22 protein-coding genes are annotated in these 21,581 nt (G+C 60.3%); 15 read left to right on the forward strand and 7 right to left on the reverse strand.

Annotated features, from left to right (window positions below; all coding sequences use genetic code 11):
- Positions 1-50: 50 nt before the first annotated feature.
- Both copM and J2T09_RS00580 read left to right on the forward strand, forming a co-directional pair.
- Positions 51-437 (forward strand): CopM family metallochaperone, encoded by a 387-nt coding sequence (gene copM, locus J2T09_RS00575; RefSeq protein ID WP_306829942.1) that lies wholly within the window; start codon positions 51-53, stop codon positions 435-437.
- A 110-nt stretch (positions 438-547) separates the two neighbouring features.
- Positions 548-1,258, forward strand: coding sequence for an HAD family hydrolase (locus J2T09_RS00580; RefSeq protein ID WP_306829945.1), 711 nt, complete (start codon positions 548-550; stop codon positions 1,256-1,258).
- Here the strand turns inward: J2T09_RS00580 and J2T09_RS00585 are convergent.
- On the reverse strand, positions 1,245-1,868 hold the full coding sequence (locus J2T09_RS00585) for a DNA-3-methyladenine glycosylase I (RefSeq protein ID WP_306829947.1): 624 nt from the start codon (positions 1,866-1,868) through the stop codon (positions 1,245-1,247). The genes J2T09_RS00580 and J2T09_RS00585 overlap by 14 nt on opposite strands.
- Before the next feature lie 230 nt (positions 1,869-2,098).
- Between J2T09_RS00585 and J2T09_RS00590 the strand changes: the two genes are divergently transcribed.
- The 7 genes from J2T09_RS00590 (at position 2,099) to J2T09_RS00620 (ending at position 9,522) form a co-directional block, all read left to right on the forward strand.
- On the forward strand, positions 2,099-2,923 hold the full coding sequence (locus tag J2T09_RS00590; RefSeq protein WP_306829950.1) for a L,D-transpeptidase: 825 nt from the start codon (positions 2,099-2,101) through the stop codon (positions 2,921-2,923).
- Positions 2,924-3,103: 180 nt separating this feature from the next.
- Entirely contained in the window at positions 3,104-3,793 is a 690-nt protein-coding gene (locus tag J2T09_RS00595; protein WP_306829953.1) for a L,D-transpeptidase, read from the forward strand.
- 311 nt (positions 3,794-4,104) lie between these two features.
- Complete coding sequence (locus tag J2T09_RS00600; protein WP_306829955.1) at positions 4,105-4,656, forward strand: NUDIX hydrolase; 552 nt, start codon at positions 4,105-4,107, stop codon at positions 4,654-4,656.
- A gap of 124 nt (positions 4,657-4,780) precedes the next feature.
- Positions 4,781-6,286 (forward strand): inorganic phosphate transporter, encoded by a 1,506-nt coding sequence (locus J2T09_RS00605; RefSeq protein ID WP_306829957.1) that lies wholly within the window; start codon positions 4,781-4,783, stop codon positions 6,284-6,286.
- Between the two features lie 24 nt (positions 6,287-6,310).
- Positions 6,311-7,048: a 16S rRNA (uracil(1498)-N(3))-methyltransferase gene (locus J2T09_RS00610; protein WP_306829960.1), complete on the forward strand. Its 738-nt coding sequence runs from the start codon at positions 6,311-6,313 to the stop codon at positions 7,046-7,048.
- Between the two features lie 139 nt (positions 7,049-7,187).
- Entirely contained in the window at positions 7,188-8,561 is a 1,374-nt protein-coding gene (locus J2T09_RS00615; protein ID WP_306829962.1) for a glutamate--cysteine ligase, read from the forward strand.
- 136 nt (positions 8,562-8,697) lie between these two features.
- Positions 8,698-9,522 carry a DUF937 domain-containing protein gene (locus J2T09_RS00620; RefSeq protein ID WP_306829964.1) on the forward strand — a complete coding sequence of 275 codons (825 nt, stop codon included), beginning with the start codon at positions 8,698-8,700 and terminating at the stop codon, positions 9,520-9,522.
- Between the two features lie 80 nt (positions 9,523-9,602).
- Here J2T09_RS00620 and J2T09_RS00625 read toward each other — a convergent pair whose 3' ends face one another.
- Positions 9,603-9,896 (reverse strand): DUF1127 domain-containing protein, encoded by a 294-nt coding sequence (locus tag J2T09_RS00625; RefSeq protein ID WP_306829966.1) that lies wholly within the window; start codon positions 9,894-9,896, stop codon positions 9,603-9,605.
- A gap of 191 nt (positions 9,897-10,087) precedes the next feature.
- Here J2T09_RS00625 and J2T09_RS00630 point away from each other — a divergent pair, with 191 nt between their 5' ends.
- From J2T09_RS00630 to J2T09_RS00650, 5 genes are all read left to right on the forward strand, one after another.
- Positions 10,088-11,038, forward strand: coding sequence for a LysR substrate-binding domain-containing protein (locus J2T09_RS00630; RefSeq protein ID WP_306829968.1), 951 nt, complete (start codon positions 10,088-10,090; stop codon positions 11,036-11,038).
- 65 nt (positions 11,039-11,103) lie between these two features.
- Positions 11,104-11,379 carry a ribbon-helix-helix protein, CopG family gene (locus J2T09_RS00635; protein WP_306829970.1) on the forward strand — a complete coding sequence of 92 codons (276 nt, stop codon included), beginning with the start codon at positions 11,104-11,106 and terminating at the stop codon, positions 11,377-11,379.
- 3 nt (positions 11,380-11,382) lie between these two features.
- On the forward strand, positions 11,383-11,670 hold the full coding sequence (locus tag J2T09_RS00640) for a type II toxin-antitoxin system RelE/ParE family toxin (protein ID WP_306829972.1): 288 nt from the start codon (positions 11,383-11,385) through the stop codon (positions 11,668-11,670).
- A 95-nt stretch (positions 11,671-11,765) separates the two neighbouring features.
- A complete protein-coding gene (locus J2T09_RS00645) occupies positions 11,766-12,659 on the forward strand; it encodes a hydrogen peroxide-inducible genes activator (RefSeq protein WP_306829975.1) in 894 nt (297 codons plus the stop codon).
- Positions 12,660-12,890: 231 nt separating this feature from the next.
- Complete coding sequence (locus tag J2T09_RS00650) at positions 12,891-14,111, forward strand: MFS transporter (protein ID WP_306829977.1); 1,221 nt, start codon at positions 12,891-12,893, stop codon at positions 14,109-14,111.
- A 13-nt stretch (positions 14,112-14,124) separates the two neighbouring features.
- On the opposite strand, the gene J2T09_RS00655 is transcribed toward J2T09_RS00650, so the two are convergent.
- The 3 genes from J2T09_RS00655 to J2T09_RS00665 form a co-directional block, all read right to left on the reverse strand.
- Positions 14,125-14,562: an MAPEG family protein gene (locus tag J2T09_RS00655; protein WP_306829979.1), complete on the reverse strand. Its 438-nt coding sequence runs from the start codon at positions 14,560-14,562 to the stop codon at positions 14,125-14,127.
- Positions 14,563-14,660: 98 nt separating this feature from the next.
- Positions 14,661-16,154 (reverse strand): IMP dehydrogenase, encoded by a 1,494-nt coding sequence (guaB, locus tag J2T09_RS00660; RefSeq protein WP_306829981.1) that lies wholly within the window; start codon positions 16,152-16,154, stop codon positions 14,661-14,663.
- Between the two features lie 189 nt (positions 16,155-16,343).
- Entirely contained in the window at positions 16,344-17,354 is a 1,011-nt protein-coding gene (locus J2T09_RS00665) for an MBL fold metallo-hydrolase (RefSeq protein WP_306829983.1), read from the reverse strand.
- 269 nt (positions 17,355-17,623) lie between these two features.
- On the opposite strand from J2T09_RS00665, the gene J2T09_RS00670 reads away from it, so the two are divergent.
- Entirely contained in the window at positions 17,624-19,030 is a 1,407-nt protein-coding gene (locus tag J2T09_RS00670; protein WP_306829985.1) for a DHA2 family efflux MFS transporter permease subunit, read from the forward strand.
- A 32-nt stretch (positions 19,031-19,062) separates the two neighbouring features.
- Here J2T09_RS00670 and J2T09_RS00675 read toward each other — a convergent pair whose 3' ends face one another.
- A complete protein-coding gene (locus J2T09_RS00675) occupies positions 19,063-19,821 on the reverse strand; it encodes an RlmE family RNA methyltransferase (protein WP_306829987.1) in 759 nt (252 codons plus the stop codon).
- Positions 19,818-21,422, reverse strand: coding sequence for a Ppx/GppA phosphatase family protein (locus tag J2T09_RS00680; protein ID WP_373458354.1), 1,605 nt, complete (start codon positions 21,420-21,422; stop codon positions 19,818-19,820). Before J2T09_RS00680 ends, J2T09_RS00675 begins: the two co-directional genes overlap by 4 nt.
- Positions 21,423-21,581: the final 159 nt, after the last annotated feature.

Below are 21,581 nucleotides of genomic sequence, written 5' to 3' on the forward strand. Positions count from 1 at the left end.
GACATTCCATTCGAATTCAAAACCTATTCTTGGACACGGAAGGAAAGACCATGTCTCCGAAACTTCTTGGCGCCTGCATGGCTGTCGCACTCATCACCGCCACGCCGCTTGCCGCACAGGATCACAAGACGGATCACAGCGCCCATCACGCAACGATGGTGCCGCAGGGCGAAGCGGCGAAAGCCCCCTCTTCGCTCGCGTTCACGCAGGCCAACGACACCATGCACAAGGACATGGCGATCGAGTTCACCGGTGATGCCGATGTGGATTTCGTGGCGGGCATGATCCCGCATCATGAGGGCGCGATCGCCATGGCCAAGGTTCAGCTCGAATACGGCAAGGACCCGGAAATCCGCAAACTGGCGGAAGCGGTGATCGCGGCGCAGACGGCCGAAATCGCCGACATGAGGGCATGGCTGAAGGCGCACGCCAAGTAACAGCAGCACAGTCGGGGCGGAGCATCGAAACTCCGCCCCTTTATCGCAAGATCTTTCCGTCTTGCCGGAGAACAAACCTCTGTCCATATTCCGGCTGGAGGATTTTTGTCATGACGATGCGCCCCATCACGGCCATCGGCTTCGATGCCGATGATACGCTGTGGCAGAACGAACAGTTCTTTCGTACCACCGAAAGCCATTTTACCGGCCTGCTGAAAGAATTTGCCGAGCACGATGTCGTTTCGGACAAGCTGCTTGCGGCGGAAAAGCGCAATCTCGATTTTTACGGCTATGGCATAAAAGGTTTCATGCTGTCGATGATCGAGACGGCAATCGAGGTGACCGACGGCAAGGTCGAGGCACGCGTGATCGGCGAGATCCTCGATGTCGGCCGCGAGATGCTGCGACACCCGGTGGAAACCCTGCCGCATGTGCGCGAGGTGCTGGAGGCGCTGTCGGGTCATTACATGCTGGTGCTGATCACCAAAGGTGACCTCTTTGATCAGGAACGGAAACTGGCGCAATCCGGCCTTGGCGATTTTTTCGATGCGGTGGAGATCGTTTCGGAAAAGACCGCCACCACCTATCGCCGGGTGTTTTCACGCTTGGCGGACGGGCCGGAACGGGCGATGATGATCGGCAATTCGCTGAAATCGGATATCGTGCCGGCCATTGCCGCCGGTGCTTACGGCGTGTTCGTGCCGCACGAACTGACATGGGTTCTGGAGCAGGTGGAGCCACCAACGGATGCGCCGCGTTTCCGCCAGATCACCCATCTCGGTGAACTGCCCAAGATTCTCGAAGAGATCACGGGCGCCTGAAATCTTTTCGCAGACGATCGATTTCCGGCTGGCAGAAACAGCCGTCGAGATGATCGTTGACCATGCCCATCGCCTGCATGAAGGCATAGACCGTCGTTGGACCGACAAAGGTCCAGCCGCGCTTTTTCAGGTCTTTTGACAGGCGTGTGGAAACAGGGGTGGTCGGATTTGCGCGCAGGGTTTCGTGATCCATCACCAGCGGACGCTCGTGGGCCTGCGGTTCGTAAGACCAGAAAAACCTGGCAAGCGAACCGAATTCATCGCGAAGCACGATCGCACGACGGGCATTGTTGATGGTCGACACGATCTTTCCACGGTGGCGGATGATACCGGCGTCGGCCACGCAGCGGGCGATATCATCCTCGCCGAAAACGGCCACCTTCTCGAAATCGAAACCGGCAAAGGCTGCGCGAAAATTCTCGCGCTTGCGCAGGATGGTCAGCCAGGACAGGCCCGACTGAAATCCTTCCAGGCAGATTTTTTCAAACAGGCGAAAATCGTCGGTGACCGGGTGTCCCCATTCCTCATCGTGGTAACGGCGGTAATCTTCCAGACCGCCATGCCATGCGCAGCGGAATTTGCCGTCTTCGCCTTCGATAATACCCGTCATGCCTGATTTTCCTGCCCGTTAACGCCATGGCCGCGGCATTCATAACACGTCAACCACGTCTTCCAACCACCCGGTAACCCTGCCGAAAGGTTTATGCAAAGCACGGCATTCCACCGACACCACATTTACCATTCGCTTGTGAATTGGACCCAAGGTTTCCACGAGTTCAAAGCCGGCCGCGGATGAAAATTCCCGCAATCGGACAAGTAAGAGCGTTGGAGCCGATGACGATGAAAAACAGCCTGCATTCCGCAAAAATCTTCGGGCTTGTCGCCCTCGGCCTTGCCACGACACTCTCCATGACACCGGCAAGCGCGCAGGACCGTTACCGCCAGCGCCCGCCGGTCGTGGTCAGTCCGGACCTGACGGCGCCGTGGCTGATGCAGCTGGGTGAAGCCCCCCGGAATGCCGGTCCACGCCAGGCCGCACCACGGCCGCAATATTACCAGCCGCAGGCACAACAGCGCCGCAGCCAGCAGACCCGCCAATATCTGTTCCCGCCGGCGCCTTCGCGTGCCGCGCGTCCGGCCCGGCCGCCGCAGGGTGCACAACAGGTGGCCATGCGCCGCCCCAATGCGCCGGTGATCCAGGGCAGGATCGAGCCGCAATTCCTGCCGCAGAGCGTATCCTACGAAACCCAATATCCGGCTGGCACCATCGTCATCGACACCAATAACCGCTTCCTCTACCTCGTCGAGGGCAACGGCCAGGCGATGCGATACGGCGTCGGTGTCGGCAAGCCGGGTTTTGAATGGGCCGGCGAGCACAAGGTGACCCGCAAGGCCGAATGGCCGACATGGACCCCGCCGCAGGAAATGATCAGCCGTGAAGCCGCCAAGGGCCATTACCTGCCGGCGCGCATGGAAGGCGGTCCGGAAAATCCGATGGGTGCCCGCGCCATGTATCTCGGCTCGACGCTTTACCGCATCCACGGCACCAATGCGCCCTGGACGATCGGCAGCGCCGTCTCGTCCGGCTGCATCCGCATGCGCAACGAGGACGTCACCGATCTTTATGAGCGCGTGAAGGTCGGCACCCGCGTCATCGTGATCTGATCGCGATCATCTGATTGACGGTATGTAAACCGGTATTTTGCCCGGAAGAATGTGACAAGATAGACACGATGGCATGCGTATAATGCTGTCCGGTTGCTCACATTCGTCATGCCTGATCTTGCCGAAGCCAGTATGCCGGGACATTTTGTCCCGGCTTTTTTATTTGTGAAGGGGGCCTCGATGAAGTCGGGTAAAATGTTGTTCGCCATCGCGGCGATGGGTTTGAGCATGTCGCTGGCGCTGCCGGCCACGCAGGTTAGCGCGCAATCGCGTCAGCCGCAGACGACGGCAAGTGACGTTGCGCCTTCGGTGCGCAACAAGCCGGTGCCGGAAAAGTTCAAGCGCCGCATGGTGCGTTTCGCCACCAATGAAGCGCCGGGCACCATCATCGTCGATACCAACAACAAGTTCCTCTACCTCGTCGAGGGCAACAATCGCGCCACCCGTTACGGTATCGGTGTCGGCCGCGAAGGTTTTGGCTGGTCGGGCGAAGTGAAGATCGGCCGCAAGGCCGAGTGGCCAACATGGACGCCGCCGGCCGAAATGCGCGCCCGCGAAGCCCGCCGTGGCATCAAGCTGCCGGTCACCATGAAGGGTGGCCCGGACAACCCGCTCGGCGCACGCGCCATGTATCTCTACAAGGGTGGCCGCGACACGATCTTCCGCATTCACGGCACCAACCAGCCGTGGTCGATCGGCCTCAATCTGTCGTCGGGCTGCATTCGCCTAATGAACAAGGATGTCGAGCATCTTTATGCCCGCGCCGCCGTCGGCGCCAAGGTGGTTGTCATCGGCCCGGGCTCGAAGCCGGGCGACGTCGCCTTCAAGGATCGCGGCGTCGATATTTTCCGAACCATTTTTGGTGGTTAATGCCACTTTCCGGCAGCGTGACTGCGCTGCCGGCCCCTGCGGGCAGGCGGTGAAACCGCTGGAAAGCCGCACACCGGTCATGAGACCGCTAAATTCCGACATTTCCGTCGTATTAAGAACAGATTCCGATGGAATGATTGGATAAATGAACAGCTGTGCAAAGCAGCGCTTGACGTATTATTATCCGCAATCGCAATCTGATCGGATGTACGCGACCGAGGGTGATTCTCCTTTACCTGAAGGAGATATACTCTCGATTGTGACAGCAGAAACATATATTAGAATCAGATAATCTAGGAGATTCGCAGAAATTGGGCTTTATCGATCGTGTCACCACCAATGTTCGTCTGATGCTGCAGCGACCACCGCGGCAGCAATACGGCGCATTGTGCTATCGCGTTCGTAAAAAGCAGGCGGGTCAACTGGAAGTGCTGGTGATGACCAGCCGTGATACCGGCCGCTGGGTTATCCCCAAGGGCTGGCCGATGGAAGGCAAGAAGGCGCACGCTGTTGCCGAACGTGAGGCCTATGAAGAGGCCGGCGTCAAAGGCAAAGTTTTCAAGGAGCCTCTTGGCCACTTCCATTATCGCAAGACACTGTCCAACGGCGTGAAAGTGCCGGTGCTGGTGCAGGTGCATGCACTCGAGGTCGAGGACATGCTGAAGAGCTTTCCTGAAAAGGGTAGCCGGCGTTACGAATGGGTCAGTTGCGAGGAAGCCGCAACGCGCGTCAACGAACCGGAACTGAAGATCCTGTTCATGCAATTCGGCGGACGGATGTATTCCAGCGCGGGAGGGACCTTTGCCTCGCCCGTGACCGAACACGGTTCGGCGCGGATTTCCACCAAGACCGCCAGTGTCTGAGCCCTTTCTTCTTCCGTCACATTCCCCGCACAAGGCAAGCATGGAACGTTGCCGGCATCGCACGCGTTCGGCATTGATCCGCCGAAAGGCCTGCAGCTTTGCGCCACCATCAGGATAGACCGGAATGCCCGCCAACAGACCGCGTCTGGCCAAGCCGACGCTGGACAAGGATCTCGAAAAGATATCGCATATCGAGGAAGCCTCCCGCTATCTCGGACGCGGTGTCGCGATCCATGGGGCGGCACTGCTCTTTCTGATCCTGATCGCCGTTTTTGTCGGCAGTGTCGCCACCGGACGGGCCGATGTCGTGCTGGTGGTCTGCGCCGCCGCGATCGCCGCCTATATGGCGATGAATATCGGCGCCAATGACGTGACCAACAACATCGGCGCAGCGGTCGGCGCGCGTGCCATGACCATGGCCTTCGGTCTTGCGCTGGCCGCCGTGTTCGAGATCGCCGGCGCGGTCATCGGCGGTGGCCATGTGGCCGATACGATCGCCAACGGCATCATGCGCGAGGGCGTGATCACCGGGCCGGACGTGATGATCTGGGCGATGATGGCGGCGCTGCTTTCGGCCGCGATCTTCATCAACCTCGCCACATGGCTTGGCTGGCCGATTTCCACGACCCATTCCATCGTCGGCAGCGTCATGGGTTCGGGCATAGCCGCCGCAGGACTTTCCGCCGTGGATTGGGGCACTGTCGGCCGCATTACCGCCAGCTGGATGGTTTCGCCGCTCCTGGGCGCGGTGTTTGCGGCCGGTTTCCTGTATTTCATCAAGGAAACCATCATCTATCGCACCGACAAGATCGCCGGGGCGAAACGCTGGGTGCCGGTGCTGATCGGCATCATGACCGGGGCCTTTTCCGGTTATCTTTCACTGGTCGGGCTGGGACAGTTGATCGAGGTTTCGACGCTGACGGCAACGATCATCGCCGGCGTCACCGGCGTCATCTCCTGGCGGCTGCTGGTGCCGATCATTGCCAGACAGGCGGAAGGGCTGGAAAACCGCAACCAGTCGCTTCGCAAGCTTTTCCGCATCCCGCTGGTCTTTGCCGCCGCGCTGATGTCCTTCGCACACGGCGCCAATGACGTGTCGAACGCCATCGGACCGCTGGCAGCGATCGTATCGGCCTCGCAGCATGGAGCCATCGGCCATGTGCAGGTGCCGACATGGGCGCTTGTCATCGGCGGCCTCGGCATTTCGCTCGGCCTGCTTCTTTACGGCCCGAAACTGGTCAAACTCGTCGGTTCCGAGATCACCAAGCTCAACCCGATGCGTGCCTATTGTGTATCGCTGTCGACTGCGATGACGGTGATCACCGCTTCATGGGTGGGCCTGCCTGTATCGTCCACCCATATTGCCGTGGGCGCCGTTTTCGGCGTCGGCTTCTTCCGCGAATGGTACACCCGCCACTCCCGCCGCCGTTTCGAATATGTTCGGGTGCGTGCAGGTGAGGAACTCGATACGGTGGAGCCGTTCGAGCGCAACGATTACGAATTCCGCCACCGCTATCTGGTGCGTCGCTCGCATTTTCTCAGTATCATTGCCGCCTGGATGATCACTCTTCCTTGCGCTGCCGCCCTTTCGGTCGTTATGAGCCTGATCATGTTCGCGATCTTTTTGTGATCGCCAAAACGGGATTTGTAGATCATGCGCGCCAATTTCCGGATGCAGCGGCTTTTTGTTGACGCCGATATTGCCCTCGACACCCCGATCGAAGCGGGCTCGGAACAGTTCAACTATCTCGTCAATGTGCTGCGCATGACCGCCGATGCGGAAGTGCTGATCTTCAACGGCCGCGACGGCGAATGGCGCGCCCGCCTCACCTTCCCCAGCCGCAAGAAGCTGCTGCTGGAACCTGTGGAGCAGACGCGGCCGCAACCGCAAGCCTCCGACCTGCACTATCTGTTTGCGCCGCTCAAAACCGGGCGACTGGATTATCTGGTGCAGAAAGCGGTGGAAATGGGCGCCGGCCTGCTGCAGCCGGTGATGACCCAGCATGTGCAGGGCAAGATCAACAGCATGGATCGCTTGTCAGCCAATGTCATCGAGGCGGCGGAGCAGTGCGGCATATTGTCGATCCCTGAAGTAATGCCGCCTAAAAAACTCGGCGATCTTCTCGAAACATGGCCTGCGGATCGTCGCATCATTTTTTGCGACGAAGGCGACGAGGGGCAGAACCCGCTACCGATCCTTTCCGCCATCACGGAAAAGAAACTGGCGCTGCTGGTTGGCCCGGAAGGCGGGTTTTCCGAGGAGGAAAGGCAGCGTTTACGAGGTCTTCCGTTCGTCACCGCCATCCCGCTCGGCCCCCGGATATTGAGGGCGGATACGGCGGCAGTGGCGGCTCTCACCGTCATTCAGGCGGCCATCGGCGATTGGCAGTAAAGCCACAGCGGCAGATTTGACACACAACTGCCTGATTTTCTGAAGGCTTGTTGAAACAAATTCACTTGCACCGCACATGAAAGCGGTTCAAGCAGCCGGACGTTCGTCAGACAAAACGGCACTCCAAAAGGTACTTTAAATGGCACGTGACACCACCGATCATACGCCCCTCACTTCGGTGTCCGAACTGTCGGCCTATCTGGCTGGCGGTGCCAAGCCCAAGGATAAATTCCGCCTTGGCACGGAACATGAAAAATTCGGCTTTTTCACCGCCAATCTTGAGCCCGTTCCCTACGAGGGCGAGGCCAGCATTTCCGCGCTTTTGAAGGGCATGCAGGAAAAGCTCGGCTGGGAACCGATCATCGATGCCGGCAACATTATCGGCCTTGGCGAAAAGGACGGCATGGGCGCGATCTCGATCGAGCCCGGCGGCCAGTTCGAGCTTTCCGGCGCACCGTTGAAAACGCTGCATGAAACGCAGGCCGAGACCGAACACCATCTGGCGATGCTGAAGGGAGTGGCGGATCCGATGGGCATCCGCTTCCTTGGCATCGGCGGCAGCCCAAAGTGGTCTCTTGCCGAAACACCGCGCATGCCAAAATCGCGTTACGACATCATGACCCGCTACATGCCGAAGGTTGGCACGCGCGGTCTCGACATGATGTACCGCACCTGCACGATCCAGGTTAACCTCGACTTTTCTTCCGAGCTCGACATGGCGCGAAAAATGTCGCTGTCGATGAAGCTGCAGCCGCTGGCAACCGCATTGTTTGCCGCCTCGCCGTTTACCGAAAACCGGCCCAACGGCTTTCTCTCCTGGCGCGGCAATATCTGGGGCGATACCGACAATGCGCGCGCCGGCCTGCTGCGCGCCGCCTTCGAGCCGGGTTTCGGTTTCGACCAATATGTTGAATGGGCGCTCGACGTGCCGATGTATTTCATCGTTCGCGACGGTCGGTACCGCGACTGTACCGAGATTACCTTCCGCCAGTTCATGGACGGCGCGCTGAAGGGCAAGATCGAAGAGTGGGAACCGACGCTCGGCGACTGGACCAACCACCTCTCCACGCTTTTTCCCGACGTGCGCCTGAAGCGTTACCTCGAAATGCGCGGTGCCGATGGTGGTCCGCTGTCGCATATCTCTGCACTGCCGGCTTTCTGGGTCGGCCTGCTTTATGACGATGTCGCCTTTGACGCTGCCGAGGCGATGACCGCCAACTGGACCTTTGAAGAGGTACAGTCGATGCGTGACGCCGTGCCAACGGTCGGTCTTTCGGCCGAACTGCGTGGCATGCCGCTGTTCGATGTCGCCCGCGATATTCTCGACATTTCTTCAGCTGGCCTGAAAGCCCGCGATTACAGGAATGCCGAGGGCGCCGATGAAAGCATCTATCTGGCGCCGCTGGACAGCATCCTCAAGAACAAGTCGACATTGGCGCAGGAACTGCTGACGCTTTACAACGGCAGCTGGCTGAACAGCATCGACCCTGTTTTCGAACAGTATCAGTACTAAATCTTGCAACAGCTTTTGCGCGATTCAGGAACCAAGTTTCGCGCAAAGTCTTTCCCGATGTAATCTTTGGAAACTCCCCAGCCTGCCGTGAAATGATCGCGAAGCTGCGGGTGTTTTGTTTCGGGAAGGCTAAAAAATGCTGCCGTTGTTCGAGATGATGCTGAAAGCCCATGGCGGCACAGTCACCGAGGCGCTGGCCAAACAGTTCGGGCTGGCGCAAGATCAGGCGGAACAGGCAATCGAGGCCTTGATGCCCGCCTTCTCCTCCGGCCTCAAACGCACGACCGCCAATCCTTACGACCTTGGTCCGTTAATGGCGGCGATGTTTTCCGGCGCTTACGGAAAATATTTCGACAATGTCGGAAAGGCCTTTACCGATCAGGGCAAGACGGACGGCACGATCGTGCTGGAACGCCTGTTTGGCTCAAAGGAGGTTTCCCGCGCCATTGCCGCACAGGCCGAGCAGTTGACCGGCATAGGCCAGGACATATTCAAGCGGATGATGCCGGCCATGGCCGGAACGATGATGGGCGGCCTGTTCAAGCAGGCGACCGGGCAATTGGGCGATACCGAAATCTACCCGATGGCGGCGATCAGCCAGCACTGGATGAAGCTGATGGGGTTTGGCACGGCGGCATCGAAAACCGCCAATGACGCCATCCCATCCCCTTTCGACAACCCCTATGCCAGGGCGATGCGCGCCATGTGGGGGCTGGAAAAACCCGAAAAGCCGCAGCCATCCGCCTTTGACCCCTTCGCCGACAATCTGTTTGCCAAAAGCTTTCAGGAGATGATGAGCGGCGGTTTCGGCAAAACCAGCGAGCCCTCCGCTGCGCCGGCAAACCCGCTGGTGGATGCGCTCAACAGCATGTTCGACAGCGGGCTGGAAGCACACAAGAGCTACCAGAAGGGCATGGAAGCGATTTTTGACCGCTATCTCGGCCCTGCCGGGAAACGCTGAGCCAAGAAAAAGCCCGGCGCGGGCGGACCGGGCCGGGCAAGAGGCAGGGCTATTGGCATGACCCTGCGGGGAAAAACCGGTTATCTCTCCAGCGAGAGCATATAGGCGCGGCGACCACGCTGCCTTGCCGCCGAAAGCAGGCGATAGGGATCGTCCAGCATGCCGGAATGAGTGAGCGCCCGCTCGACATCCGAACGTGTCAGGCCGAGATCGCCCAACTGCTGCTCATCGAGATCGAGCAGCGGATTGAGCGCCACGCGATTTTTCAGGGCACGCCACAGGCCGGCAAATCGTGCATTGAGACGGGCAAAAAACGTGGTGTTGCTGCTTGCGCTGACCAGTCCGAGTTCTGTCATCCGTTCATGCGTGCTCATGGCCTTGTCCTCTCTTCAGGCACGGGAAAGACCGCTCCGACCTTGAAAACGATCAGCCAGCGGTCAGGGGAACTTCGCTTTTTCGAAGCGTTGTTGCTCTGGAATTGAGTTTCGTTATGCGAGATCGCTATTGATCAGTCCAACGAATGTTTCTAATGGTTACCATCAGTCAACCTGATGGATCATGCCCCATGTCCGCTCCTCTCGATATCGATCAGCTGCATACCTTTGTCGCCATCGTCGACACCGGCAGCTTTACCAAGGCGGCCGACCGGGTATTCAAGACGCAATCGGCTGTTTCCATGCAGATGCGCCGGCTGGAGGAACGGGTCGGCAAGCAGCTGTTCATGAAGGACGGGCGCGGCAACAAGCTGACCGCAGAGGGCGACAAGCTGCTGAATTATGCCCGCCGCATCATCCGCCTCAGCAACGAAGCCATGGCCGCCTTCGACGACAACCGGCTGGAAGGCACGCTGCGCATCGGCACACCGGACGATTATGCCGACCGTTACATGCCGGAAATCATCGGTCGTTTTGCCAAAACACATCCGAATGTCGAGCTTTATATCGTCTGCGAACCGTCGCCGAGCCTTGCCGAAAAGATGGCGCGCGGAGAGCTGGATATCGCGCTCGTCACCCACAATCCGCGCCTGCGGGTCTCCGACGTGGTGCGCACCGAACCGCTCTGCTGGGTCGGTTCCGCCAATCATCCGCTGAAGGACGATGCGCCGGTGCCGCTCGCCGTCGGCCGGCGGGATTGCCTGTGGCGGCAGCTGGCCTGTTCGGCGCTCGATGCCGATGGCCGCGATTATCAGGTCCTGTTCACCAGCTGGTCGGCGACCGTCGTTGCCGCCGCCGTGCTGACCGGCCTTGCCGTCTCCGTTCTGCCGGAATCGGCACTGCGCACCGGCATGAAAGTGCTGACGGCAGCCGACGGTTTTCCACCGCTGCCGCCGGTGCAGATCGGCCTTATGAAACGCCCCGGCCTGTCGCCTTCGCTGCTCCACGCGATCACCGACCATATCACCGCCTGCCTCGACAACATTTCGCCCGCGCCTGTTTCCGACGATGTCGACGGCGACATGAAGACGGTGACACGGCTGGTGCGGCCACGAATGGCGCAGGTGATGCCGGGCTGGTGAGGCACCGATTGACTTGCCGCGGCCACAGGCGCACCGTGACCGTGTAACGGCAAAGGAACGTTCCCGTGGCGACCAAAAAACTGCAGATAGAACTGGACTTGCCGGAAGAGCTGATCGAGGTTTTCGATCAGGTGGCCATAGCTCTGCAGGAGGATCGCGCAACGGTGATGCGCCGGGCGCTTGAATATTATGCCGAGCAAGAAGGTGCGGTCATTCTCGATGAAGCGGCGGGAATGGCCGAGCTGGATGCAGGCGCTTCCTTCGATCTTGATGACGTTCTGGCCGAGACTCGCGCCGTCATCGAAGCGGCTGCAGCGCAGCGTGCAAAGCGAGCGGGTTGATCCATGGCAAAGCGGCACGTCAAACTGTCGCGGCGTGCTCGAAGCTATTGGCTTCGCTATATTTCCGAACTCATAGAGCAGAACCCGGCAGCAGCGGAGAAGCTTGCTTTGCGCTTCGAAAGCCTTCGCGAGAAACTTACCGATTTCCCGAATATAGCGCAGCGCGGATCGATCCCGGACACCCGCCGCGTTGTCATGCGTCCACTTATCCTGACCATTCGGGCCAGTGGCAATCTGGTAGAGGTAATGCTCATTCGACATGAGCGGCAGGCCGAGACAGATCGTTTATAGGACTTACATTCGCTCAAATCTGCAATTGCCGCCCACACCGACATCCGATAGCTTTCGCTACACCCCACAACACACGGCAATCGGAAAAGTCTATCATGCTGACATTGCGCCAGATGCGCTACTTTGAAGCGCTGGCGGCGGCGCGCCATTTCGGCAAGGCGGCGGCGATGGTGAATGTCAGCCAGCCGGCGCTATCTGCCCAGATCATGGAGATGGAGGATCATCTCGGTGTGCTTCTCGTGGAGCGTCATCGCTCCGGCGTGTTGCTAACGCCCAAGGGTGAGGCTGTGCTGCAGCGGGTGCGCCGTATTCTCGAGGATGTAGCAGGGCTGGAAGAATTTTCACGCGATGGCGGCGGCGTGTTGCAGGGGCTGACCCGGATCGGCATCATCCCGACCGTCGCGCCCTATCTGGTGCCGGCGCTGGTGCCGCATCTGCGCAAAACCTATCCTGAGGTCGAGATCGAATTGCGCGAAGCGGTGACCGACCGGCTGATTGCCGATCTCACCGAAGGGCGCATCGACGCGGTGATAGCGGCACTGCCGATCGATGGAGACGGGCTGGAAAGCCAACCGCTGTTTGCCGACCGTTTTTTCATGGCCATGGCAAATAACGACAGCGATGTGCTGACCTCTCCCCTGACGGAGACGCAGGTCGATGCCGAACGGCTGCTTTTGCTGGAGGAAGGCCACTGCCTGCGCGATCAGGCGCTTGCCGTGTGCGGCACGGCCGGAAAACGCAGCCTCGTGAATTTCGGCGCCACCTCGATGACCACATTGTTGCAGATGGTGTCGCATGACATGGGCATGACGCTGATCCCGGAAATGGCGATCGCCACCGAGGCGGCGCGCAACGACTTGCGCATCGTGCCCTTTGCCGAACCGGCGCCATCGCGGCAGATCGGGTTGATCTGGCGACGATCGAGTGGACGGACGAAGGATATGGAGGCACTGGCGACGGCGATCGTGGCTTGCGGGCTGAGAGGGTGAGGCCTGCTCCCTTCTCCCCGTTTTTACGGGGAGAAGGTGCCGGCAGGCGGATGAGGGACAAATTTCCAACTCGGTGTCTGTGGCTGCCCCTCATCCCCTCGCTATCGCTCCGGACCTTCTCCCCGCATGCGGGGAGAAGAAGCAAGCCGTACCGCCTCGCCCCATTCCGGCTTGGCGTGCTGTTGCCTCATCCCTAAAATCAAAGCCCATGCCACATCTAACGAGCCTCCCATGACAGACGCCTCCCCCGGTTCCATCCACTGGAAACGCAACCTGTTCGTCTGCCTCGTCGGCTCGTTCACCACCATCGTGGCGATGACGCTGCTGCTTCCCTTCCTGCCGCTTTATGTCGAGGAACTGGGGCTCACCGATCATGCGGCCATCGTGCAGTGGTCCGGCATTGCCTATGGCGCCACCTTTTTTGCCGCAGCGATCGTCGCGCCGCTCTGGGGCCGGCTCGGCGATCTTTATGGGCGCAAGCTGATGCTGGTGCGCGCCGCCATCGGCATGACCATAGCCATTTCGCTGATGGGCATGGCGACGACGGTGTGGCAGTTGGTGGCACTGAGGCTCGTTGTCGGGCTGGCCGGTGGTTATGCTTCCGGCTCGATGGTGCTGGTGGCGGCGCAGACCCCAAAAGATCGATCCGCATGGGCGCTTGGCACACTGTCGGCAGGCATCATGGCCGGCAATCTGGTCGGTCCGCTGATCGGCGGAGTTTTGCCGCAGCTGATCGGTATCCGCGCCACGTTTTTGTGTGCCGGTGGCGCCATCTTTTTTGCCTTCCTCGCAACGCTCTTCCTGATCCGCGAGGAAAAATCACCGGCGCGCAAACAGGCGGCCAAAAGCGGTGGCGGATTGCGTTCGCTGCCGCACAAGGGGCCAGTTGTCGCCATGCTGTTTACCGGCATGCTTCTGATGTTCGCCAACATGTCGATCGAACCGATCATCACCGTTTATGTGGCGCAGCTGGTGGCCGATCAGGCGCATGTGACGATCACCGCCGGTTTCGTCATGTCGGCGGCAGCACTCGGCAGCGTGCTCTCCGCTTCAAGATTGGGAAAGCTGGCGGACAGGATCGGTTACTGGCAGGTCATCACCGGTACGCTGGCGGTCGCCGCCGTGCTCTTGATCCCGCAGGCCTTTGTCACCGAAAGCTGGCAGCTGATTGCCCTGCGGTTCCTGATGGGGCTGGCTCTGGGCGGGCTTCTTCCCTGCATCACCGCCGTCATCCGCCACAACGTGCCCGACAGCAGCACCGGCGCCATTCTCGGCCTGTCCATCTCGTCGCAATATGTGGGTCAGGTCGCAGGCCCGGTTTCGGGCGGTTTTGTCGGCGGGCATATCGGCATGCCGGCCGTCTTCATCGGCACCGCCGTCCTTCTCGGGGCAGGCGCGCTGTTTTGCCATCTGGCCCGGCCGCAGGAGACCCACGACACTCGAGCGGCCTGATCCTCGTGTTCGTTCAGGACGTTGCTAGCCAGATGGCCAGCCAGCCCCACATCAGCACGGTCGCGAGAAAACCGACCATGAACAGCGGACGGCGCAAAAGCAGGCGATTGCTGGTGATGTGAACATAGGAATGCGCGTAACGCGACAACACGAAAATCCAGGCGAGCGCTATCGTGATGATGTTATCGGCATTGGAGATGAAGATCGCCAGCACGCCAGCGTGAAACAGCATCGGCAATTCGAACTGGTTCTTCAAGTTGTTGTGCACCAGCAGGCTTTCTGCCGGCTCGGACAGGTTTTCCTTGAATTTTCGCGCATCGTATCCGCCATCGCGGATAGCGGCCCCGCGGCGCTTGGACAGCATGTAATAGAGAATGAACACGAGGAACGCATGCGCGATCATCGGCCAGAACATGGCGGTGGTGTCGGTCAGCAACAGGTCTGATGTCATCGGCTTGGGCCTCCAGCTTTTGGCCAACCTTCTGACACGAAAACGGGCCGGGCAAAATGCCCGGCCCGCCCGAAATCGGTGGAGAGTTCCGTGTCGAATTACGAGCTGACGCCCGGATAGTTCGGGCTTTCGCGGGTGATCGTCACGCCATGCGGATGGCTTTCGCGAAGACCGGCGCCGGAAATGCGCACAAACGTCGCCTTTTCCTGAAAGTCCTTGATGTCCTTGCCGCCGACATAACCCATGGCAGCCTTCAGGCCACCGGCGAGCTGATGCAGTACGGCCGAAACCGGGCCCTTGTAGGGAACCTGGCCTTCGATGCCTTCCGGAACCAGCTTCAGCGTGTCGCGCACTTCCGCCTGGAAATAACGGTCTGCCGAGCCGCGCGCCATGGCGCCGACGGAACCCATGCCGCGATAGGCTTTGAACGAACGGCCCTGATAGAGATAGACCTCGCCCGGGCTTTCATCGGTGCCGGCCAGCAGCGAACCGATCATGACGGCGGATGCGCCGGCAGCGATGGCCTTGGCGACATCACCCGAAAACTTCAGGCCGCCATCGGCGATGACCGGAATGCCGTGCTTGTTGCCTTCCTCGACGGCCGCCATGACGGCTGCAAGCTGCGGCACGCCGACGCCGGCGACAATACGGGTGGTGCAGATCGAACCCGGACCGATACCGACCTTGATGCAATCCGCGCCGGCATCGATCAGCGCCTTGGTGCCTTCCGATGTGGCGACGTTACCGGCGATGATGCGAATGGCGTTCGACATCTTCTTGACGTGGGCAACGGCATCCAGAACCTTCTGGCTGTGACCGTGTGCGGTATCAACGACGATGACATCGACGCCGGCATCGATCAGGCGCTCGGCGCGCTCGACACCATCATCACCGGTGGAGATGGCAGCGGCAACGCGGAGACGGCCCTGCGCATCCTTGGCGGCGTTCGGGTTGAGCTGCGACTTTTCGATGTCCTTGACGGTGATGAGACCAACGCAGCGACCTTCATTGTCGACAACCAGCAGCTTTTCGATGCGGTTGGTGTGCAGCAGGCGCTTGGCTTCGGCCTGATCGACGCCGTCCTTGACGGTGATCAGGTTATCGCGCGTCATCAGTTCGAAGATTTTCTGGGTCGGGTCGGAGGCGAAACGGACATCACGGTTGGTGAGGATACCGACCAGACGGCCCGGACGGCCGCCGTTTTCAACGACCGGAATGCCGGAAATGCCGTGTGCCTTCATCAGCGCGTGGGCATCGGCCAGCGTGGCGTCGGGGCCGATCGTGACCGGATTGACGACCATGCCGCTTTCGAATTTCTTGACCTGACGGACCTCTTCGGCCTGTTCGATCGGGGTGAGGTTGCGGTGGATGACGCCCATGCCGCCCGACTGCGCCATGGCAATGGCCAGACGGCTTTCGGTGACCGTGTCCATGGCCGACGACAGGATCGGCAGCGACAGATCGATATCCCTGGCGATGCGGGTGGCGATGTTGGTCTGGCCCGGCATGACCTCCGAGTGCCCCGGCTGCAGCAGCACGTCGTCGAAGGTAAGCGCTTCCGCTCCGGTTGCCGAGATTACGATGCGTGCCATTGCCAATTCCTTCAGTTGGATAGGCAGAATCCTCCGAAAAAGGGAAAATCCCTGTCCGGCTTCTTCTGCATGAAATACATGGAAGTTGGCGAGGGCTGGTAACACGTTCATGACAGGATGGAAACAGAAAAATCCCGGAGGGTAGACCCACCGGGATTGCATAGCTCGTGCCTGAGCGAAATTACGCTACTAGATCTCGAACTGATAGCTCTTCGGCACGAAGCGATAACCGTCCTCGAATTTTTCGGCATAACCCACGGCCGGGAACGGCATGTGATAACCGAGGAAGGCCACCTTATCGGCGGCGATCATGTCGAAAACCTTTCGGCGGCTTTCCGCGGCCTTGGCCTTGTCCATGTCGAAACGAACCTGCCAGTCGGGCTTTTGCAGCGACAGCACATAATGGTTGGCGGTATCGGCGGTCAGCACCAGACGTTTGCCGGCGGATTCGACGTTAAACACCATATGGCCCGGCGAGTGGCCGAAAGCGGCCATGCTGGTGATGCCGGAAGCGACATCGGCGCCATCGCCGATGAAGGTCATCTTTTCGGCAAGCGGTTTGACATTGGCGAGCACGCCCTTGTGGCCATTTTCCGCCGGCGTGCCGACGCGGGCGGTATCGGTCCAGAAATCATATTCGACCTGACCGGCGACATAACGGGCATTCGGGAAGGCCGGCGCGCCCTTTTCCATCAGGCCACCGATATGGTCGCCATGCATGTGCGTCAGCACGACGATGGTGACATCCTCACGCTTGTAACCGGCAGCGGCAAGGCCTTCGATCAGACGACCATTGCCCTTGGCGCGACCGCCCTCACCGAAACCGGTATCGAACAACACAAGGTCGCTGCCGGTGTTGATGGCGACAGGCGCATAGCTGTTGACAAACTGGTCGGCGGGCAGAAAGTTCTTTTCCAGCAGCGCCGCGACCGCATCCGGCGCCTGGTCGGTGCCGAAGGTTTCGTTCGGCTTCGGCACGGCACCAAAACCGTCGCGGATGGCGAGAACTTCGAAATCGCCCAGTTTGAAGCGGTTCACTTCCGGCGGCATGGCATGATCCATGGGTAATCCCTTGTTGGCTTCGGCGCCGGCTTGCGCGGTCTGCGCGAAAGCCTGACCCGACAGAATGGCCGGCGCGGCAAGCACACCGAGACCGGCTGTTCCCAGCATCGTCCTGCGATCGATCGTAAAGCGCGTCATGATGATCTCCATCGTTTTTCCACCGGCCAAGCGAAGGCAGGACCGTCCCGCAGTAAAAGATAGAAGCACGATGTGACGAGCAAGCGGGCGTCACGCAGACGTGATGCGAAATGACAAAAGTTAGCCGAACATGATTGGCATGTCATCAATTCAGGACTACAGACTTTTCCGGCCTTACTCTTGAAGTTACGCATCGTACTTTCCGAAAACCGGATCCGGCATTCGGGTCGATGCACCCGCATGCAGCATCCAGTCGTGAAGCGTCCCCGATGAACCGCGCAGTGCCCCTCATTCTTGCCGTCGCTCTTTTCATGGAGCAGATGGATTCCACCGTCATCGCCACCGCTTTGCCGACGATCGCAGCGGATCTCGGTGTCGGGCCGATCACGCTGAAACTGGCCCTGACCTCCTACATGGTGGCACTTGCGGTGTTCATTCCGATCAGCGGCTGGATGGCCGATAAGTTCGGGGCGAAAAAGGTGTTTCGCTCTGCCATCTTCGTTTTCATGATCGGCTCGATCTTCTGTGCCATCTCTTCCAACCTGATCGAATTCGTAATGGCGCGTTTTCTGCAGGGCATGGGCGGCGCGATGATGACGCCAGTCGGGCGTCTGGTTCTGCTTCGAACCACCAAACGCAGCGATCTCGTCTCCGCCATGGCGCTGTTGACCATTCCTGCCCTTGTCGGCCCGCTTACCGGCCCACCAATCGGCGGCTTTATCACCACCTATTTTTCCTGGCACTGGATCTTCATCATCAACATCCCGGTCGGCATTCTGGGGCTGATCATGACCGGCATCTACCTGCCCGAGATCGAAAAACGCGAATCACCGCGCATCGATTTTCTCGGTTTTCTGCTCACCGCCTTTGCGGCCGCCGGCGTGGTATTCGGCCTGTCCGTCATCGGCCTGCCGGCGCTGCCACCGGCCGTAGGCATCAGCGCCACGCTGATCGGCATTGCCTGCGCAATCGCATATGTCTTCCACGCCCGCCGGCATCCATTCCCGATCCTCAACCTGCGAATTTTCGAAAATTCCGCCTTCCGGGCAGCAACAACCGGCGGCACGATCTTTCGCATCTCGACCGGCGCCATCCCGTTCCTGATGCCGCTGATGCTGCAGCTCGCCTTCGGGCTGAACCCGTTTCAGTCAGGCCTGATCACCTTTGCCGGTGCGGGCGGCGCGCTGACGGTTAAATTTATCGCCAAGCGGGTTTATCGCGCGATCGGCTTCAAGACGACGCTGATCTGCGCCGGCGTGGTGGGCGCGTGTACCACTGTCGTCAACGGATTTTTCACGCCACAGACGCCGCATATGGCGATCATCCTTTTCCTGTTCATCTCAGGGCTGGCGCGTTCGTTCTTCTTCACCGGCGCCAATGCGCTGAGCTATTCCGAAATCGAGGATTCGCAGGCAAGCCAGGCAACCTCGATGTCCTCCGTTCTGCAACAGGTGAGTTTGGCGCTCGGCGTGGCCTTTGCCGCATCCATTCTGGAAGCAGCATCGGCGATATCAGGCACGCATCTGCAACTGGCGGACTTTCATCTCGCCTTCTACGCAGTGTCCATCATGTCGCTGCTGGCGATCATCCCGCTTCTGCCGCTCGACAAATATGCCGGTGCGGTCGCGTCGGGGCATGGTGCGGAATTGCGGGCAAAACCGGCGCCGGGCGAATAGCTTTTCGCTCCGGCAACCTCACGGAAAAACGATCACCGGCCGTGGTCTTCGCTCCAGCCTTCCCGCTCGTCCACGTATTCGGCGGACTCATCACGCGGATCGGAAACATCGGCCTGGCGGCCCTTGAACCCCTTGGCGAGAAGGAACATTTCCACCGACTCCTGACGCGACGCTCCGGGTTTTACGTGGATGACCTGTTTGAAATGCCTTTTCAGCATATCCAGCAGTTCTTTTTCGGTCCCGCCCTGAAACGTCTTGGCCAGAAAATGACCGCCCGGCCCGAGCACCTCAATGGCAAAATAGGCCGCGACCTCGCATAGATGCATGGTGCGTAGATGGTCGGTGCGGTGGTGACCGGTGGTCGGCGCCGCCATGTCGGAAACGACGAGATCCGGCGTGCCGCCGATCGCCTCGATCAGCTGGCGCGGTGCATCGTCATCGAGAAAGTCCAGCTGCAGGATTTTGACACCCGGCAGCGGTGCCATTTCGAGAAAATCGATGGCGGCAACGCGGACATCCTCATCGGTCGAGTTCGTCACCTTGGCGGCGATCTGCGACCAGCTGCCCGGTGCGGCGCCCAGATCGATGATACGGCGCGCGCCCTTCAGGATCTGGTGTTTCTCATCGATCTCGAGCAGCTTGAAAGCCGCGCGGGCGCGATACCCTTCCAGCTTTGCACGCTGCACGTAAGGATCGTTGATATGGCGCTCAAGCCAGCGGCGCGACGACGCCTTCAGCTTGCCGCTCTTGACCTTTTGACCGAGCTTGCGGCCGATGGGCGGTTTCGTCATCGCCTTGCTCCTGAAGATTGCGGTGCCTGCTGTCCGTGACGGGCGGGCTTTGTGCCGGTGTCGCCATCCCGGCCCCCGTCCTTGCGAACGCGGTGCCTGCGCCAGACCCCGTCATCGGCCATCATTTCGGTCAGAATGCCCTCGCGCAGGCCGCGATCGGCAACCCGCATACGGGTGCTCGGCCAGCGGCGGCGGATGGCTTCGAGAATGGCGCAGCCGGCCAGAACCAGATCGGCGCGGTCCGGCCCGATGCAGGGGTTTGCGGCACGGCCGGCAAAATCCCAGGACAAAAGCTTGTGCTGCATGGCATCGACTTCGCTGTTCGACAACCACACGCCATCAACCCGGCGGCGATCATAACGCGGCAGATCGAGATGCACGCCAGCAAGCGTGGTAACGGTGCCGGACGTGCCGATCAGGTAAAAATCCTCCGGACCCGCACCGACATAGTTCATGTCGATCGGCGGGCACTGGAATTTTTGCAGCATTCCCTCGACTTCGGTGACCATCGCCGAAAACACGTCGGGCGTGACATCGCGGCCGCCATGACGCTCCGAAAGCGTGACGACACCGACCGGCAACGAGGTCCAGTCGGTAATATGGCTGGCAAGGCGCGAGGAGCGCTGATCGCCGATGCGGATGACGGCAATTTCCGACGAACCACCGCCGATATCGAACAGCACGACGGAACGCGCCTCACGCCCGACCAAAGACGAGCAGCCGGAGACGGCCAGCCGTGCTTCGGTTTCGCGATCGATGATTTCCAGCTCCAGGCCCGTCTCTGCCGTCACGCGGGACAAAAACAGCTCGCCGTTTTCGGCGGCGCGGCAGGCTTCCGTCGCAATCAGCCGCATGCGCTTGATCGGCCGGTTGGCGAGTTTGGAGGCGCAGACACGCAAGGCATCGACGGCGCGGTCCATCGCATCATCCGACAAGCGGCCGGTGGCACCAAGCCCCTCGCCCAGACGCACGATGCGCGAAAACGCATCGACCACGCGAAAATGACCGGGACGGGTCGGCTGGGCGATCAGCAGGCGGCAATTGTTGGTGCCGAGATCGAGTGCCGCATAAAGATCCTCATGCTGGCCGTGATTTTCACGTGCACGATCCGCACCGCCTTTATCGTGCCCCCTGTCATGTCTGGGCGAACGTGGCTCGAAAGCCGGATGCTGGCCATGGCGCAACTTTGCCTCGCGCGCCATGTCTGGCATTGCGGCCACTGTTTCGCGGGCATCCCCCTTGCGCTGCGGCTGCCTGTCTGCCGACTTGTCGGCCTGCTTGCCGGCAGGCGCCAACGGGCGCACCTGCGGATTGCGGGCACTGCGATTCTTGCTGCGGCGGCGATTGCGGCCCTTGGCCGCACCTTGTCCCTGCTTCTGTGATGGATTCTGGGCCTGATTCTGGCCGGAACCCGAACCACGGCCTTCACCCGCCTGCCCTGCCGGAGCATGCCCGACACCATGGGCAGCGTGATCGCCACCATGATTCGGGCTGCGGGAAGACACGTCCCCCTGTTCGTTTTTCGGGGAATGGTTGCCATGCGCCGCTTGAGAGGCCGCACCGCCACGCGAACGACGCCGCTTGCGCTTGCGCACAGGCATGCCGTCATCATTCGTTTCAGGGCGTCTGGCTTCGCCGGTCATGCCGGCTTCGCCACCACGCGCAGGTAGGGCCGCGGAACGGGGCTTGCCGTTCTGCTTTGCCTTGCGGCGCCTGCGGTTCTTGCCGCTGCGCCCTGCCGTCGACGCCCCGCCATCTGG

The organism is Neorhizobium huautlense, assembly GCF_030811685.1.
GTDB classification, from domain to species: domain Bacteria; phylum Pseudomonadota; class Alphaproteobacteria; order Rhizobiales; family Rhizobiaceae; genus Neorhizobium; species Neorhizobium huautlense_A.